Here is a 14963-nt window from a genome sequence, read left to right on the forward strand (position 1 = left end):
ATTCAGAGGTTGAACAGCTCATAGGCGCCTCGCGACGTTGGCCGACGGAAGCGGGTTCAGCTTGAACAGTCCGATCTAGACTAAGACGGAATCGATAGGCCGGCCGGAAAGGTGTAGGATGCCTTGTCGTCCGCACCCAGACGAGGCACACGGACGCTTGAAAGAGTAGATCGCGCTTTCGCCCATCTAAGGGGGGAGGGAGGCGTCATGGCTTTCACCAAGCACAGCGGAATATTCACGCCAGTCGAGCTGGAGCTCCTCCAGAAAGTATTCGATCAGTTGTGCAACGAGCGCCGTCTGGCGTTAAAAGACGGGGGCGAAAGAGAACAGCTTGCCTCCGACGTGCTCGAAGCTTTCCAAAACGGCTTCAGCGCCGAAGCGGAGTTGTTGCAATCGCTTGCGGAGCGCCGCACCGCACCGTCGCGACGCAATCCGGCTCGACAGCTCCGTCCTTGATTGGGCGTTGCGAAGGCTGTCTTCCCGCATAGCTGTTGGCGTTGCGATCTGCCGCCCTGGAAGAGATGTCGCAGCTGGTCGCGCCAGGCTCTTCCTGCCGTTTTTAACCTCAATCCGTCCTTAGCTGGCGATCGCCCGAAAGGGTGGAACCTTCGCGCTTGCTTGACTCGGCCCGCAAAAACGGGCAGCAAAGCGGCTGAGGGAGAGCATTTTTACCGTGGCGCAGACCATGGAGGGCTCTTTTTTCGTATGGACCGTCGCCACAATGGCGATTGGTGGAGGGATTGGTTAACCATCTTTGTCCATCTTTTGAATCAATCGGCAACAGACGCGTGAAGGTGCAGGGGGCACCAGGCGAACTGTGATCGTGACGGGTGCCAGGTCCGCAAACCGGCATGCCGATTGAGAGTGGTCGTATGGCGTTTTTGCGTTTGAAGAACCGGGGTGACGCTCCTGAAGAGGGGGTAACTTCGAAGAAATCTGGTGGTCATCGTTGGGTTGTAGTGCCTGCTGTCGGCGCTGCCCTGGCCCTGTGGTCGGTCGCGACCATGGCCGGCCTCTATTCCGTGAGCACCTCGCTCACCGCCGCCTCCAACGGATTGCCGCAGAGCCTGCTTGCGCCGCGCAGCATCGTGCTTGGCGACCAGCGCCGCAAGGTCGCGAACGCCTGGGCGCCACGCCTTGCCGCGAACGGCGCGCACAAGACGGGCTCGCTCACCCGCGGCTGCGATGCCGGCTGCCTCAGTCTCGCAGCCAGCTTTGCGAGCTCCACGCCAAACCCCTCCAGTTTGGTGCATGACGGCAAGGCCGCGCGGCTGAAACCGGCACCGGATAGCGTATCGCATGAGAAGGTTGTCGCGGCTTCCGCCGCGGACGTCGCCGACCGTTTCGACAGCGTCATCAAGCGCGCCGGGCTTTCGCCGCAAAAACTGGCCGATGCCTTCCGGCGCGCCGAGAACGCTCCTGTCCTGCTGGCGAGCTTGCCGTCGGCAAGCCGCTTCGGCGGCGCGGCCGACAGCGGTTCGGCCCGGAGTGGGCTGACCTTGAGCGGCCCGGCCGAGTCACGCTTTGGCGGAAATCAGGTCGACGTTCAGCGCGCGTCCGAACTGGCGCTGGCGCTTGCCAATGTCATGCCCGAAGAGACGGTCGACGTGCCGACCGCCGTCGCGCTCGCCAGCGGCGACGCGCCTGAGATGACGGCCGGCGCTTCCGGCGACGACGGACAAGCTGAAGTGCAGGTCGCTTCGCTGCCGCCGCAGGATGATTTGCCCGACAGCATCGCCGTGCCTGGTTTGAGGCCGCGCACCGCCCTCGGGCGCGCGACGGAAGCGCCTGAACAGAATGCCGCGAGGAAGCCGGAACCGGCCAAGCCGCAGACAAGCCAGGCGGCAAGGCCCCAAATTGCCAAACCGGAGTCGGCCAAACCGCAGCCGGCCAAGCCGCAGCCGACCGTTGTCGACTCCGCCGAAGGTGCGCAGACGCCGCGCTCGCTGAGGAGCTCCGACCAAGCGCTTCCGGGTGTGCAGGGTGCGAAGCCGATTGAGGCCGCGCCGGCCAAGCGCAGCAAGGCGCAAGCCTCCGAGATGCTCGCCTACGCCAAGCCGGACACGCCCGAGCGCGGCGGTCTCGGCAACGCCTTCAGGGGTCTGTTCAACAGTCCTTCGACGGGCAATGGCGTCGCCGTCTATGACATCTCGACGGCGACGGTCTACATGCCCGATGGCTCCAAGCTGGAGGCGCATTCGGGGAAGGGCGCCATGGCCGACCAGCCGCGCTTCGCCAACCGCAAGAATTCCGGCCCGACGCCGCCCGACACCTACAATCTGTCGCTGCGTGAATCGCGCTTCCACGGCGTCGAGGCCATCCGGCTGACGCCGACCAGCGGCAGGAACAAATATAATCGCAACGGTCTGCTCGCCCATACCTATCTGCTGCGCGGCGCCCCAGCCCAATCCAGCGGCTGCGTGGCCTTCAAGGATTATGGCCGCTTCCTCTCTGCCTTCAAGAAGGGGAAGATCAAGCGCCTGGTCGTTGTGCCGCGCCTGAACGGGTCGCCCACCCAGGTCGCCCAGGAAGGCCGCCAGGGCTGACCCCGCCCGCCACTATGCCGGCAGCAGCTCGTTGCCGGTAGGCTGCCTTTGATTTCTTGACGGTTTGCGGTCCTTACCGCCGTTGACGCGCGGCGCGGTCGACGCACGCGCTTGATGTCTTCGCCACGTCTCTTGCAACAGCGGCAGTGACCGGTTCCATCGAATTGCGGATGAGGAAAGGAAGAACTCCCTCTCCCAGAAAGCATATATGGCGCAGCCCGGGCTTGCGGCAAGCCCCCGGCAATGCCGTATGTACGCTGCCCTTGACCTCAGTTTAGGAAAGGGAGTTTGCATGCGGATTTTACTGTCGACTTACGGTTCGCGCGGCGATGTCGAGCCGGTGGTGGCGCTGGGCGAGCGACTGCAGGCGCTCGGCGCCGAGGTGCGGGTGAGTGTCCCCGGCGATGAAGAATTTGCAGCGCTGTGCGCCCGTGCCGGTGTGGAGCTGGTGCCGGCCTTCGCACCGGTGCGCGAATGGGTAAAGGAGATGACGCGGCGCAGGGCATCGGAATCGCCGAAGGACGTGGCCGCGCTCATCTCCGGCCAGGCGGCCGAGATCCTCGCCAGGCAATATGATACGCTCATGGCGGCCGCCGAAGGCTGCGATGCCGTGGTGGCCTGCGGCCTGTTTCCGTCCTGTGCCGCCGCGCGGCTGGTCGCCGGGCAGCGGCACATGCGCTACATCCTTGCCACCTTCTGTCCGATATGGCTGCCGTCGGCGCACAACCGGCCGCATGAATATCCGGGACATCCGCTTCCAGCCGGGGTGACCGACAACCGGCTGCTGTGGGAGACGGATATCGCGACCAAGAACGCGCTGTTCGGCCAAGCGATCAACAGCTGGCGCGCGTCGCTCGGATTGCCTGCGGTGGAAAATGTCCGCGATTATGTCTACGGCGATCCGGTCCTGCTCGCCTGCGACCCAGCGCTCGGGCCGTGGCTGCCTTCGGACCTGACCGATGCCAGGCAGACCGGCGCCTGGATCCTGGACGACGAGCGGCCGCTGCCCGACGGGCTGGAGGCATTCCTCGCAGCCGGCCCGCCTCCGGTCTATGTCGGCTTCGGCTCCATTGCCGTGGCCAAGGAGGCCGGCCGTGCGGCCATCGAGGCGGTCCGCGCCAAGGGCCGGCGCACGGTGATCGCGCGTGGCTGGGCCGAGCTTGGCCTTACCGACGACCGGGACGATTGGTTCGCCGTCGGCGATGTCAACCACCAGGCGCTGTTCCGCCGCGTCGCCGCCGTCATGCATCACGGCGGTGCCGGAACGACCGTCGCCGCCGCGCGGGCAGGAGCGCCGCAACTGGTGGTGCCGCAGATCGGCGACCAGCCGTACTGGGCGCGGCGGGTGGCCGAGCTCGGCATCGGCGCAGCTCATGACGGCCCGGTTCCGACAGCGGGGTCATTGTCGGCGGCGATGGAGACGGCGCTGGCGCCCGAAACCCACATCCGTGCGAGCGAGGTTGCCCGTTCGGTCCGCGCCGACGGCGCGGCGGTGGCGGCGAAGCTTTTGATCGAGATGTTCGGTCGTGCCTGACCTTCACTGCGTCAGTTCCGCCAGCGCCCTCTGCAGGGGCGCCGGCGAGACCTGGATCGGGCCGGAGAAGGGGCTGTCCATGTCGATGATCAGATAGATTGCCGCGGCCACCAGCGCCCCGGACACGAGGCACGTGAAGATGATGGTTCCATTGCACGGTGCTCGGAAGCCGAAGCTGGCGAAGATCAGCGTCAGCCAGGCAACGAGCAGCGCGATCAGCGGCGCGGGGATGGCACCCTCGGACTGCTCGGCCAGAATCCAGCGCTGCGCGATCACCTTCTGCAACTGCTGCGTCGCCGCCTGTTGCGTGGCGGTCTGCCTGGCGTTCGCAGGGGTCAATCCGCCTACGATATCGCCGACCTGATTGAGCAGCAGTTCCGACAGCCTGTTCGGGACGACCGTCGTGTCGCTGTCGGCGGTCGAGGTATCGACGACGCGCTGCACATAGGCGGTGAGCGATTGCCGGGCGCCGTCCGCCTCCGGTCCATAGTGTCGGAGCGTTCTGTCGAGCAGAATGAGATCGGTGGCGAAGGTGTGGACGTTGACGTTGATGGATTCGAACGTGTTCTTGGCAGAGTTGATCATCAGGCCGAGGACCAGCGAGGACATCACCATGAAGAGGTTCGCGGCGAGCCGCACCACCGCGCTGGTATCGTCGCCAAGGTGGTGAGCAGGGAAGCGCTCATGCACCATCAGGCTGACCAGCGACGCCCCGGCCAGACAAGCAAAAATCGCCGCCCCTATAAGCACTTCGCCCATAGCTGATATTGCGCACGGGAAAGGACGGTTGCCAATTGGGTGGAGGTGGTTGAATCAAAGCGGAAGCATACAGGCGTATGTGGTTGTTCGCCAACGATGCTTTCTGGCTCGTCGTCATGTGCAGCGGAGCGAAGGGCAAAAACCGCTTCCAATGCCGGCCGAAGACGCTATCTATTGCGCCGGGCGGCTCCACCCTCTCACCATCACGAGGCAATCCATGACAATTCGCGCTGTCGTCTGGGGCGAGAACATCCATGAGCGGACCAATGAGGTGGTCGCCGGCATCTATCCGGAAGGCATGCACACGGCCATCGCCAACGCGCTCAACGCCGACAAGGCGATCTCCGCCTCGACCGCGACGCTGGAGCAGCCGGAGCATGGGTTGCCTGAATCCCGCCTCGCCGAGACCGACGTGCTCGTCTGGTGGGGTCACAAGGACCATGGCGCGGTGGCCGACGATGTGGTCGCGCGCGTCGCACGCCGCGTCTTCGAAGGCATGGGACTGATCGTGCTCCACTCCGGCCATTTCTCGAAAATCTTCAAACGGCTGATGGGCACGCCCTGCACGCTCAAATGGCGCGAGGCCGGCGAGCGCGAACGGCTCTGGGTGACGAGCCCCAGCCATCCGATCGCCGAAGGCATCGGCGAATATTTCGAGCTCGAGAACGAGGAGATGTATGGCGAGCAGTTCGCCGTGCCGGAGCCGCTGGAGACAATCTTCATCTCCTGGTTCCAGGGCGGCGAGGTGTTCCGCTCAGGCCTTACTTACCGGCGCGGCGCCGGCAATGTCTTCTACTTCCGCCCGGGCCACGAAACCTATCCGACCTACCACGACGCGACCGTGCACAAGGTGCTGCGCAACGCAGTGAAGTGGGCGCACAACCCGCAGGGCAGGAATTCCGCCATCCTCAAAGCACCCAACGTGCCGGTAGAGAAGGCGCTGGAGCCGATCGTCGAACGCGGCGGCAAGCTGCATGCGCCCGGCGAGGCTGGTTTCCGCTAAACCGTTTTCTGTTTGGGATTGCGTACAAGCAACAATTAGATCGCCCGCCTCATATCATTGAATCGAACCAATCCCTCTGGAGGAGCAAAATGCGGCTTTTGATACTCGGTACCGGCTGGATGGCGCAGGAGCATGCCCGCCGCTTCGGCGCTATCGAAGGCGTCGACATCGTCGGTGCCGTTGATGTCGATCCAGCCCGCGTCGGCGAGTATGCCGACGCCTACAAGATCCCGAAGCGCTTCACCTCGCTGGAGGCGGCGCTCGACTGGGACGGTTTCGACGCGGTCGCCAATGTCACGCCCGACCGCATCCATCACCCGACCACCATGGCGCTGATCGCCGCCGGCAAGCCGGTGCTTTGCGAAAAGCCGCTGGCCGAGAATTTCGGCAAGGCAAGCGAGATGGCCGATGCGGCGGAAGCCGCCGGCGTCGTCAACATGGTCAACCTCACCTACCGCAACGTCGCGCCTTTGCAGAGGGCGCGACAAATGGTGCAGGCCGGCGAGATCGGCACGGTGCGCCACGTCGAGGCCTCCTATCTGCAGAGCTGGCTGGTATCGAAATTCTGGGGCGACTGGCGAAGCGACCCCAAGTGGCTCTGGCGGCTCTCGCGCGGCCACGGCTCAAACGGCGTGCTCGGCGACGTCGGCATCCACATCCTCGACTTCGCCAGCTATGGCGCCGCCCTCGATATCGACCACGTATTCTGCCGGCTGCGCGCCTTCGACAAGGCGCCGGGCAACCGCATCGGCGACTACCAGCTCGACGCCAATGACAGCTTCGCCATGACGCTCGATTTCGCCAACGGCGCCTTCGGCGTGGTGCATGCCAGCCGCTGGGCGAGCGGCCATCTCAACGAGCTCAGGCTGCGCATCTATGGCGACAAGGGCGGCATCGAGGTGGTGCACAATCTCAATGGCTCGATGTTGAAGGGCTGCATCGGTGCCAATGTCGAGGACGCCAAATGGGAAGAGCTCGACGCCGGCACCGTGCCGACCAACTACCAGCGCTTCGTCGAGGCGGTGAAAAGCGGCGTGCAGGCCGAGCCCAATTTCCGCCATGCGGCTGGTCTGCAGAAGGTGCTGGATCTGGCGGTGGTGTCGGACGAAAAGCGCGCCGAGCTGAGGGCCCACGCGGACACGCAGTGAGGCCGAAGCTGCCGATCTCCTCCCGCAACGGGCCCGCAACGGGGGGGGCTGTCATCACACAAATCTTTCAATCATTTCTTGAAGCCTTGATCTCGCCTTTCGTGATTTGATGCGGCCACAAAGCTCGGGAGGCTTCATTGACCGACTATATCGGGTTGCCGAAGGCCGAAGTGCACATCCACGTCGAGGGCTGCTTCGAGGCCGACGACGTGATCAGGAATTGCGAGGAGGCTGGCATCCCGCTGCGCGCGCCGCGCGACAGGCTCTTCGAGGCGCATGATCTGAAGAGCTTCCTCGAAATGCTCGACTGGCTGTGCGGCACGTTTCGTACGCGCGAGCAGCTGGCCATCACCGCCTATAAATTTGCGCGGCGCATGGCCAAGAGCGGCGTGCGCTACGCCGATGTCATCGTCAATCCGACTCACTGGCCGCACTGGCACCGGAACATCGCCGGCATGATCGACGTCTTCGATGCCGGGTTCGCGGCGGCCGAGCAGGATGGATACCCGCCGGTCGGGCTCTGCATCAGCCTGCTGCGCACCCAGTCGGCCGAGGACGCCATCGAACTGGTGGAGTTGCTGAGCAGGATCAGGCACCCGCGCGTCGTGGCCCTTTCGATCGACGGCAACGAGGCGGCCGCCGGGCGCACCGGTCCGCGCCTTTGCCGAGGCGTTCCGCCGCGCCGCCACGGCCGGATTGCGACGCACCGTCCACGCCGGCGAGTCGAGCGGTCCCGAGGGCGTTCGCGACGCCATCGAGCTGCTTGGCGCCGATCGCATCGACCATGGCGTTCGCGCGATCGAGGAGCCGGCTCTGGTCGACCTGCTCGCACAGAGGCGAATTCCGCTCGGCGTCTGCCCGATCTCCAACATCGCACTCGGCGTCTATCCTTCGCTTGCCGAGCATCCGATCGACGCTCTGCGCAAAGCCGGCGTTCCCGTCTCCATCAACACCGACGATCCGGCGCTGCTCGGCACGACGCTCGAAGCCTCTTACGCCGCCTGCGCCGAGACCTTCGCCTGGGACAGTGAAACCATCCGCCAGCTCGCCGCGACATCGGTGCATGCGAGCTACGCCGACCCGGCGGTGAAGGCGCGGATACTGGCGGATCTGACGGCCTGGCAGGGGTAGGCGACGCTCGGCGGATAGGTGCTTTCACCGCGCCGCCGAACTGCATAAGGTGCCGAGACTCGGTCGAAAGGAGCCAGCATGGTCACGCGACGCGCCGAATGTTCCTGCGGTCAGCTGTCGGCCACCTGCGCGGGCGAGCCGGTGCGCATCTCGGTGTGTCATTGCCTCGACTGCAAGCGGCGCACAGGCAGCGCCTTCAGCTACAATGTGCGCTTTGCCGAGGCCGATGTGACGATAGACGGGCGCGCGCTGCAGTTCACGCGCACCGGCGAGCAGGGCGGGCAGATAACCTACAGCTTCTGCCCTGATTGCGGGACCACAGTGCACTATCGCATCGACACGCAGCCCGGCCTAACTGCAATTCCGGTAGGGGCGTTCGCGGATCCGTCGTTCCCGCCGCCCTTCCAATCCTTCTACCACCGCAGCCGGCGCTGCGAATGGGTCGAGATAACCGCCAAGCCGCTGACGAAGTTCGGCTGACTTTTGGCCTTGGGTCCTCCCCATGAGGCGAGGAACCAAGTCACGCCCGGCGATAGATCCTCACCGCCGCCTTCACCAGCGCCGCATTCCCGTCCGCCACCGTCCCATCAGGCAACTCCTTACCGTCCTCGAGCCCGACACGGGTCGAAAACTTCCGCGCCGCCGCCCGCTCGACGAAGGGCCACACGGTCGCGTTCTCGCCATGCAGCAGGATCGAGCGGTGAATGCCTTCGCGTTGCAGCAGCTTTTCGATGCCGTCGGCGAAGGCAAAGGCCTCCTCCAGCGTCTGCTCGGAAATCTCGATCAGGACGCGCAGCACCCGGCGGCCATGATCGAGGCTGGCCAGCCTGAGCGCATCGCCGATCGACGCCAGCCCGGCCTCGATGCCGACGCCGCGGTCGTGCAACGCTTCCATCACTTCGGGCGCCGCCGCCTCGCTGAGATTGACCGAGGCGTAGTCGGGCAGCTCATGCCAGCCGGCGATGGCCGCAATCGTGCGCCTGTCGTCCTTCTCGATCCAGGCGCCGGTCGAAACGCCGATCAGTGTGCCGGGGCAGGCGCGGCGCAGCGCCGTCATCGTCCGGTCCATCGCTTCCGTGGCAAGGCTTTCCTGCCGGTCGGCGCCGCGCGCATGCACATGCAGTTCGGCGGCACCCGCCGCAACCGAGGCCGCGCCGTCGCGTGCCATGGCATCCGGGTCGAGCGGCAGGGCGAGGTGGAAATCCGCGGCGCGGGCGCCGTTGATGCAGGCCTGGACGATCATGGCGGTCGATCCTGTTCAGGCGGAGTCTAGCGCAGGGGAGCATAGACGGGAAACGGAACCTGCGGGCAGGATCTTATCGACGCCGATCCTTCGCCGTAGAACTCGACTTTGGGCAATTGGCGGCGTGGAACGCCTTACCCCAAATGCTCCTTCCTCAACCTCTTCTTCATCCGCTCCAGCGCCGGCTGGCCACCTGCCGCTAGTTCCTTGGAAACCCGCGCCAAATCCTCATCCGCCTTTCGATATTTGCTGCCCCAAGCGCCAAGCGTGGCGAGTATCGGCAAAAGGTCGATGCCGGCCTCGGTCAGCCGGTAAATCGCTTTCAGCCTGTGGGTCGGGTCGTCGCTGCGGGTGAGGACGCCTTTGTCGACCAGGGTCTGCAACCGCTCTGCCAGCGTGCGCGACGAGATGCCTTCGTCCGACTGCAGGAACTCGCGAAAATGCCTTTTCCCGGCGAAGGCCAGGTCGCGGATGATGAGTAGCGTCCAGCGGTCGCCGATGAGCTCGAGCGACAGGCTGATCGGGCAGCCGGACCTTTCCTTCGTGGACATGAAGTTAGTTCCATTTGTAAATCACTTTTCAATTGACAGCATTCCTTCCGCGCGTCAAATGATTTCAAAAGTAAACCGTGTTTGGAGATGCGAGAGGACCGCGCAATGAAAAAGCTCATCCTGCAAATGCAGATGTCGGTCGACGGCTTCGTCGGCGCCGACGAGAACCGTCGTTGGCAGCTTTGGGAATGGGGCGACGAGAGCGACTGGGACGACGAGCTCAAGCAGGACTTCAATGCCGTGTTCGCAACCGTCGACACGATTCTGCTCAGCCGCAAGATGGCCGAGGAGGGCTACCTCAATCACTGGGGCAATGCGGCGAGGAAATTTCCGCGAGACCGTTTTTATGCCTTTGCCCAGCGTATCATCGCAGCTGACAAGGTGGTACTGAGCGACAGGCTCAAGGCGTCGCGGTGGGAGCGTACCAGGGTCGCGAGCGGCGATCTGCCGCGCGAGATCAATGCGCTGAAGGCGAGCGAGGGCGGCGACATTGCCGTGTTCGGCGGCGCCGGCTTCGCCTCGGCGCTGATCGCCGCCGGGCTGGTCGACGAATTCCAGCTCTTCATCAACCCGGCGGTGCTGGGTGCCGGCCGTCGCATCTTCGACCAGGCGGGCTTCGCCAGGCTGAAGCTCACCGGCTCGAAGGCCTATGCCTGCGGCATGGTGGTGAACCGCTACGCGTCGGCGGGGTGAGGCACTTGAATCAATCTGGCAGCACGCCGTCTCAACCGCTTGTTCGGTTGTCGTTTCCCGGCAAATTGCGAACCGTCGGTGCCATGCCTTACCCGCCTGGGTGCGACGCCAGCGCGTTGGTTTCCCGAGACCCCGCTTCGTCGTTGACCGCGGCGGCGAACCGCCGGGCTTCGTGCGACGTGAGACCGATGAGCGCGCGCCCGGCATGTTCGGCGGGCTTGTCATTGGCCATGTCGAGCACCGCCCAGCTATGATGAGTCGGTTCTTGCACCTACGAATCTCATTTGAGCCCCCGCTCTGACGGGATGCCAATGTAGCAGATGCTTTCTGTCGGTCTGTGACGGAAGCCACACAAACAAGACGCGTCCACCGATTATTTTGGCCGGGGAAGTCCGCGGAGAGCTTTTAGCCGCCCTACTGCCCGGCCTGGTCCGCGTCGGTCAGCGTGCCGAGGAAAGCGACGATGTCGTCGATCTCGGCGTCGGTCAGCGCCGGCTTCTCGCCTGGTTTCCTGCCGTTGAAGGGCGGGTCGGTGTTGAGGTTTCCCCAGTAGGCCTTTGGCAGATCGTCGAATTTCTCGACCGTGCCGTCCGCGTTCTTCGGATACCAGCGGCCGGGATCTGTGTCGCGAGTGGCGTAGAAGGCGACAGCCTCGCGCAGCGAGTGGACATGGCCGTTGTGGAAGAAGCTTTTGCGCAGCGCGACATTGCGCAGGGTCGGCGTCTTGAACAGGCCGCAATACTCGCTCCGGCCCTTGAAGTCGGCCCGCAGCGGCCCGCACAGCCCGAGGTCGAGATAATTGGGATCGGCGTTGGCCGGGATCGCCTGGTTGCGCGGCACGGCGATGGCGATCAGGCCGTAATCGGTGAATTGCGGCGGCTCGCCGTCATTTGCCGGCTCGCTCAGATGGCAGCTCGCGCAATTGCCTTTGTTTTCGTCCTCGAACAGCGCACGGCCGCGCAACTCCTGCGCGGTCAACTGCGCCTTGCCGGCAAGGAAGGCGTCGTAGCGGCTGGAATAGGGGTAGAAATCGGCGCTGCTCTGCTCGAAGGTGCCGAGCGCCTCGACCGCCGCGTCGAAGGCATCCTGCTGATGGTCGAAAATATCCGCGCCGAACGCCGCCTTGAACGCATCGGCATAGGGCGCTTTGCGCAAGGCGGCGACCACGGCAGCTTCATCCTTGTTGCCCATCTCGAAGGGCGACAGCAGCGGGATCCTCGCCTGGTCCTTGCCGTGGTCGGCGCGCCCGTCCCAAGTCAATCCGCCGGTCGGGCCGTTGTCGACGCTTTCGTCGCCCTCGTCCTCGGAGTCGTAGAAGTGCTCGGTGAAGGCCGGCGCCGCCTGCAGGTAGCGCAGCGACGGCACGGCGCGCAGGCCGGGCCGGTCGAGGTTCGGCCCGCCCATCTCGACCGGCGCGGCGGAGGCCGGACCGAAGGCGTGGTTGGGATCGTGGCAGGACGAGCAGGCCTGTCTGCCCGAAGCCGACAGCGATGGGTCGAAGAACATTTTTCGCCCGAGCGCCGTCAGTGCTTCGGCGCGTGCGAAGGCTTGCGTGCGTGACATCGGGCCAGGATGGACGCCATCTGCCGGCTGGCCGGCGGCGGGCCAAAGGACGGCGCCGGCGAGAGCGGCGAGCGTGGCAAATCTCCGTGGTGTCATGACCCTCAATCCCGTTTGCCATTGGCCCAGCAGCGCGGTGCCGCGGATTGTTGACTGGCGGAGGCAAATTGCCAAGCCGGAACGCGGCAGATCAGCCCTCCACGGACATCCTCGCACGAAGAGAACCGTAGCTGCACCCTGGATGGTTGCCGAAATAAATTCCCGTCCGCTATCAATGGCCTCCAAACCGGACGAAGGACTTTCGATGAGCGAGCTGAAGATCAGAACCCGTGCTACCGGCGCCTGCGCCGTGCTGCCGCCGGGCGGCTTGCCGGCGGTAACGACGCCGACCGGCGGCACGGTCGATGTGGTGACTGCGGTCAGCGCGCCGGGCTTCAACCCGCTCGACCTGCTCTATGCCTCCTTGGCCGCCTGCATGGTGCTCAGCGCCCGCATCGCCGCCACCCGCCTCGGCGTCGCCGACCGACTTGGCGAGGTGAGGGCGGATGTCGGCGGCGAGAAGGCGAAGGACGAGCCGGCGCGGGTGGAAAGGTTCAATATCCGGTTGGAGATTGCCGGCGACCTCGACCCCGCGACCAAGCAGCGCATCGTCGAGGACGCCGAGACGATCTGCACCGTCTCCAACACGCTGCGCGGTGCGCCGGCGCTGCACGCGACGCTGGGATGAGGGCCGTGGCGCATCTCTCTGCGATCGACTATGCGACCGCCTCCGACGAAATCCGCGCGGAGCATGACCGGGAGCTTGCGCTGTGCGGCCGCATGACCAACATGAAGCGCATCCTGCTTCACTCGCCGGCCGCGCACCGCATCTACGCCGAATGGTTCACGCTGCGCGATCTCCTGCGTCCGACGCTCGAAGACCGGGCGATCTGGCTGTTTTCGAAGGCGATCGCCGAGACGATGCGCGCCGAGATCCCGGTTACCTTCTTCCGCCGCGCGCTGATCGATTCCGGCCTCGATCCGGACGCGATCGAACCCAGCCCGGACGAAGCGCTGCTGATGTCCTTCGGCACGGTGCTCGCCGCCGACGCCAATTCCGTTGCCGACGAGACCTGGGCCGCGCTGAAGGCGCGCTACGACGAAACGCTGCTCGTCAACCTCGTCGCCTTCGCCGGCATCATGGTGGCGACCTGCGTCTTCACCAATGGAGTGAAGGTGGATCTCGATCCGGAACTGGAGGGGTACCGCCGGAACGCTTGAGGTGAAGGACCCCGGGGCTGCCGTTGCCTTGCTCTGCCTGCTGCGCATAGACTGAGGCCGGGAACGGGCGATCGGGGGGACCTCGATGCGTTGGCGTGTGGGCTTGCTTGTGTTGGCAGCAGCGCTGCTGGCCGGATGTGTCGCCAATGATGTCGAGCCCATCAACACCCATGTGACGCAAGTCGGGCCTGGCTCGCCGGACTACATTCCCGATGCTCCCGCCGACGGGTCGACCGTGGTCGCGCTGTCCTTCTCTGGCGGCGGCACGCGCGCCACCGCCTTCAGCTATGGCGTGCTTCAGGCGCTCGACGCTGTCGAGGTCGGCAGCGGCGGGCGAGCGCATACGCTGATCGACGAGGTGCGCGTCGTCGGCGGCGTTTCTGGCGGTGCAGTGACGGCGGCCTATCTCGGCTACAAAGGGCGTGGTTACCGCGAGCTTCGCGAGCGCTTCTTGCTGCGCGATGCCGAGAGCTCGCTGCACACCGCCAAGCTCGCTCCGGCCAATCTGGCGCGGCTGTGGAAGGGCGGCGTCAACGACCGCAGCACCTTTGCTGCGTGGCTGGACAGGAACCTGTTCGACGGTGCCACTTACAGCGCCTTCAGACGTCCCGGCGCCCCGCTGGTCTGGATCCACGCATCCGACATCTACAACGGCACGGCCTTCGGCTTCACCTACGACCGCTTCGCGGCCATCTGCAGCGATCTCGACAAGCTTCGTATCGCCGATGCGGTGGCGGCCTCGGCGGCGTTCCCCGCGGTGTTCGCGCCGGTTGTCGTCTCGACGACCACGCCGACAACTAGATGCAACTACAAGCAGCCGGACTGGATCGAACGCGGTCTCAACGATCCGGAGGCACCGGAACGGGTCAAGGCCGCGGCTCGCGCCATGGAGTCCTACCAGAACAACGACCGCGTCAACTACATCAAGCTGCTCGACGGCGGATTGACCGACAACATCGCGGTGGTCGGCTTCGCGGAATCGCTCGACATCGCCGGCAGTCCGCACAGCCCGTTGTCGCCGCAGGCGGCGGTGAGGATGCGAACGCTGATCATGATCGTTGCCGATGCGGGCCGCAGGAAAGAACCCGACTGGGTCAAGGTCAAGCAGGGACCGGGCCTGGTCGACATGATCGACGCCACCGCCGGCACCTCGATCGCGTCCTCGGTGCGCGACGAATTCGATTCCCTCAAGCTCGAATTCCGGCTGTGGCGCGAAAAGCTGGTCAAATATCGCTGCAGCCTGCCGGCGGCGGTGGTAGCGCGCTACCGCGGCAGCCTGTCCGGCTGGAAGTGCCGCGACGTCCAGATGGTGGTTGAACTGGTCTCCTTCGCCGACCTGCCGCCAGACGAGGCAGCCGCGCTGAACGTCATCCCGACCCGGCTGAGGCTGACGCCGGAGCAGGTCGAGCGGACCATCCAGGCCGGCCGCGACGCGGTGCGCCTCAACCCGCGCCTGCAGCAGGCATTCCGCCGCGCGCAGGGCCGCTCGGGCTTCGTTGCGGCTGGTTCGCCGTAAAGGTCGCGCCATTTCCGCA

At 65.2% G+C, this 14963-nt stretch carries 15 protein-coding genes and 1 pseudogene; 11 read left to right on the plus strand and 5 right to left on the minus strand.

Going from position 1 to position 14963, the window contains the following annotated elements; genetic code table 11:
* Nucleotides 1-207 precede the first annotated feature (207 nt).
* From P9254_RS14095 to P9254_RS14105, 3 genes are all read left to right on the plus strand, one after another.
* A complete protein-coding gene (locus P9254_RS14095) occupies nucleotides 208-456 on the plus strand; it encodes a hypothetical protein (protein ID WP_176477998.1) in 249 nt (82 codons plus the stop codon).
* Nucleotides 457-959: 503 nt separating this feature from the next.
* The gene (locus P9254_RS14100) at nucleotides 960-2546 is read left to right on the plus strand and encodes a tlde1 domain-containing protein (RefSeq protein ID WP_278056610.1); all 1587 of its coding nucleotides are present in this window, start codon (nucleotides 960-962) and stop codon (nucleotides 2544-2546) included.
* A gap of 292 nt (nucleotides 2547-2838) precedes the next feature.
* The gene (locus P9254_RS14105; protein ID WP_278056611.1) at nucleotides 2839-4080 is read left to right on the plus strand and encodes a glycosyltransferase; all 1242 of its coding nucleotides are present in this window, start codon (nucleotides 2839-2841) and stop codon (nucleotides 4078-4080) included.
* 3 nt (nucleotides 4081-4083) lie between these two features.
* Here P9254_RS14105 and P9254_RS14110 read toward each other — a convergent pair whose 3' ends face one another.
* Nucleotides 4084-4839: a bestrophin-like domain gene (locus P9254_RS14110; RefSeq protein ID WP_067325426.1), complete on the minus strand. Its 756-nt coding sequence runs from the start codon at nucleotides 4837-4839 to the stop codon at nucleotides 4084-4086.
* A gap of 217 nt (nucleotides 4840-5056) precedes the next feature.
* On the opposite strand from P9254_RS14110, the gene P9254_RS14115 reads away from it, so the two are divergent.
* The 4 genes and pseudogenes from P9254_RS14115 to P9254_RS14130 all read left to right on the plus strand — a co-directional run bounded on the left by P9254_RS14115 (nucleotide 5057) and on the right by P9254_RS14130 (nucleotide 8601).
* Nucleotides 5057-5842 carry a ThuA domain-containing protein gene (locus tag P9254_RS14115; protein WP_278056614.1) on the plus strand — a complete coding sequence of 262 codons (786 nt, stop codon included), beginning with the start codon at nucleotides 5057-5059 and terminating at the stop codon, nucleotides 5840-5842.
* A gap of 89 nt (nucleotides 5843-5931) precedes the next feature.
* Complete coding sequence (locus P9254_RS14120) at nucleotides 5932-6990, plus strand: Gfo/Idh/MocA family protein (RefSeq protein ID WP_278103884.1); 1059 nt, start codon at nucleotides 5932-5934, stop codon at nucleotides 6988-6990.
* Between the two features lie 209 nt (nucleotides 6991-7199).
* Nucleotides 7200-8121, plus strand: a pseudogene (gene add, locus P9254_RS14125) (adenosine deaminase).
* A 78-nt stretch (nucleotides 8122-8199) separates the two neighbouring features.
* Nucleotides 8200-8601: a GFA family protein gene (locus tag P9254_RS14130; RefSeq protein WP_095801529.1), complete on the plus strand. Its 402-nt coding sequence runs from the start codon at nucleotides 8200-8202 to the stop codon at nucleotides 8599-8601.
* A 40-nt stretch (nucleotides 8602-8641) separates the two neighbouring features.
* Here the strand turns inward: P9254_RS14130 and P9254_RS14135 are convergent, their stop codons facing one another.
* Both P9254_RS14135 and P9254_RS14140 read right to left on the minus strand, forming a co-directional pair.
* Nucleotides 8642-9364, minus strand: coding sequence for a 3-keto-5-aminohexanoate cleavage protein (locus P9254_RS14135; RefSeq protein WP_278056616.1), 723 nt, complete (start codon nucleotides 9362-9364; stop codon nucleotides 8642-8644).
* A gap of 134 nt (nucleotides 9365-9498) precedes the next feature.
* A complete protein-coding gene (locus P9254_RS14140; protein ID WP_095824647.1) occupies nucleotides 9499-9915 on the minus strand; it encodes a winged helix-turn-helix transcriptional regulator in 417 nt (138 codons plus the stop codon).
* Between the two features lie 105 nt (nucleotides 9916-10020).
* Between P9254_RS14140 and P9254_RS14145 the strand changes: the two genes are divergently transcribed.
* Nucleotides 10021-10608 (plus strand): dihydrofolate reductase family protein, encoded by a 588-nt coding sequence (locus tag P9254_RS14145; RefSeq protein ID WP_127246668.1) that lies wholly within the window; start codon nucleotides 10021-10023, stop codon nucleotides 10606-10608.
* Nucleotides 10609-10696: 88 nt separating this feature from the next.
* Here the strand turns inward: P9254_RS14145 and P9254_RS14150 are convergent, their stop codons facing one another.
* Together P9254_RS14150 and P9254_RS14155 are read right to left on the minus strand one after the other, a co-directional pair.
* The gene (locus P9254_RS14150) at nucleotides 10697-10840 is read right to left on the minus strand and encodes a hypothetical protein (RefSeq protein ID WP_164763732.1); all 144 of its coding nucleotides are present in this window, start codon (nucleotides 10838-10840) and stop codon (nucleotides 10697-10699) included.
* Nucleotides 10841-11022: 182 nt separating this feature from the next.
* Nucleotides 11023-12267, minus strand: a complete 1245-nt coding sequence (locus tag P9254_RS14155) for a cytochrome-c peroxidase (protein WP_127246669.1) — start codon at nucleotides 12265-12267, stop codon at nucleotides 11023-11025.
* Between the two features lie 205 nt (nucleotides 12268-12472).
* Here P9254_RS14155 and P9254_RS14160 point away from each other — a divergent pair, with 205 nt between their 5' ends.
* The 3 genes from P9254_RS14160 (at nucleotide 12473) to P9254_RS14170 (ending at nucleotide 14944) form a co-directional block, all read left to right on the plus strand.
* Nucleotides 12473-12895, plus strand: a complete 423-nt coding sequence (locus tag P9254_RS14160; RefSeq protein WP_127246670.1) for an OsmC family protein — start codon at nucleotides 12473-12475, stop codon at nucleotides 12893-12895.
* Between the two features lie 5 nt (nucleotides 12896-12900).
* Nucleotides 12901-13428, plus strand: a complete 528-nt coding sequence (locus P9254_RS14165; protein WP_278056618.1) for a hypothetical protein — start codon at nucleotides 12901-12903, stop codon at nucleotides 13426-13428.
* 85 nt (nucleotides 13429-13513) lie between these two features.
* Nucleotides 13514-14944 carry a patatin-like phospholipase family protein gene (locus tag P9254_RS14170; RefSeq protein WP_278056620.1) on the plus strand — a complete coding sequence of 477 codons (1431 nt, stop codon included), beginning with the start codon at nucleotides 13514-13516 and terminating at the stop codon, nucleotides 14942-14944.
* Nucleotides 14945-14963: the final 19 nt, after the last annotated feature.

The organism is Mesorhizobium sp. WSM4983, from assembly GCF_029625765.1.
GTDB lineage: Bacteria > Pseudomonadota > Alphaproteobacteria > Rhizobiales > Rhizobiaceae > Mesorhizobium.

Coding starts and splice junctions, on each gene's coding strand:
- P9254_RS14095 (WP_176477998.1), top strand. CDS start 208: ATGGCTTTCACCAAGCACAGCGGAATATTCACGCCAGTCGAGCTGGAG.
- P9254_RS14105 (WP_278056611.1), top strand. CDS start 2,839: ATGCGGATTTTACTGTCGACTTACGGTTCGCGCGGCGATGTCGAGCCG.
- P9254_RS14110 (WP_067325426.1), bottom strand. CDS start 4,839: ATGGGCGAAGTGCTTATAGGGGCGGCGATTTTTGCTTGTCTGGCCGGG.
- P9254_RS14115 (WP_278056614.1), top strand. CDS start 5,057: ATGACAATTCGCGCTGTCGTCTGGGGCGAGAACATCCATGAGCGGACC.
- P9254_RS14120 (WP_278103884.1), top strand. CDS start 5,932: ATGCGGCTTTTGATACTCGGTACCGGCTGGATGGCGCAGGAGCATGCC.
- P9254_RS14130 (WP_095801529.1), top strand. CDS start 8,200: ATGGTCACGCGACGCGCCGAATGTTCCTGCGGTCAGCTGTCGGCCACC.
- P9254_RS14135 (WP_278056616.1), bottom strand. CDS start 9,364: ATGATCGTCCAGGCCTGCATCAACGGCGCCCGCGCCGCGGATTTCCAC.
- P9254_RS14140 (WP_095824647.1), bottom strand. CDS start 9,915: ATGTCCACGAAGGAAAGGTCCGGCTGCCCGATCAGCCTGTCGCTCGAG.
- P9254_RS14145 (WP_127246668.1), top strand. CDS start 10,021: ATGAAAAAGCTCATCCTGCAAATGCAGATGTCGGTCGACGGCTTCGTC.
- P9254_RS14150 (WP_164763732.1), bottom strand. CDS start 10,840: ATGGCCAATGACAAGCCCGCCGAACATGCCGGGCGCGCGCTCATCGGT.
- P9254_RS14155 (WP_127246669.1), bottom strand. CDS start 12,267: ATGACACCACGGAGATTTGCCACGCTCGCCGCTCTCGCCGGCGCCGTC.
- P9254_RS14160 (WP_127246670.1), top strand. CDS start 12,473: ATGAGCGAGCTGAAGATCAGAACCCGTGCTACCGGCGCCTGCGCCGTG.
- P9254_RS14170 (WP_278056620.1), top strand. CDS start 13,514: ATGCGTTGGCGTGTGGGCTTGCTTGTGTTGGCAGCAGCGCTGCTGGCC.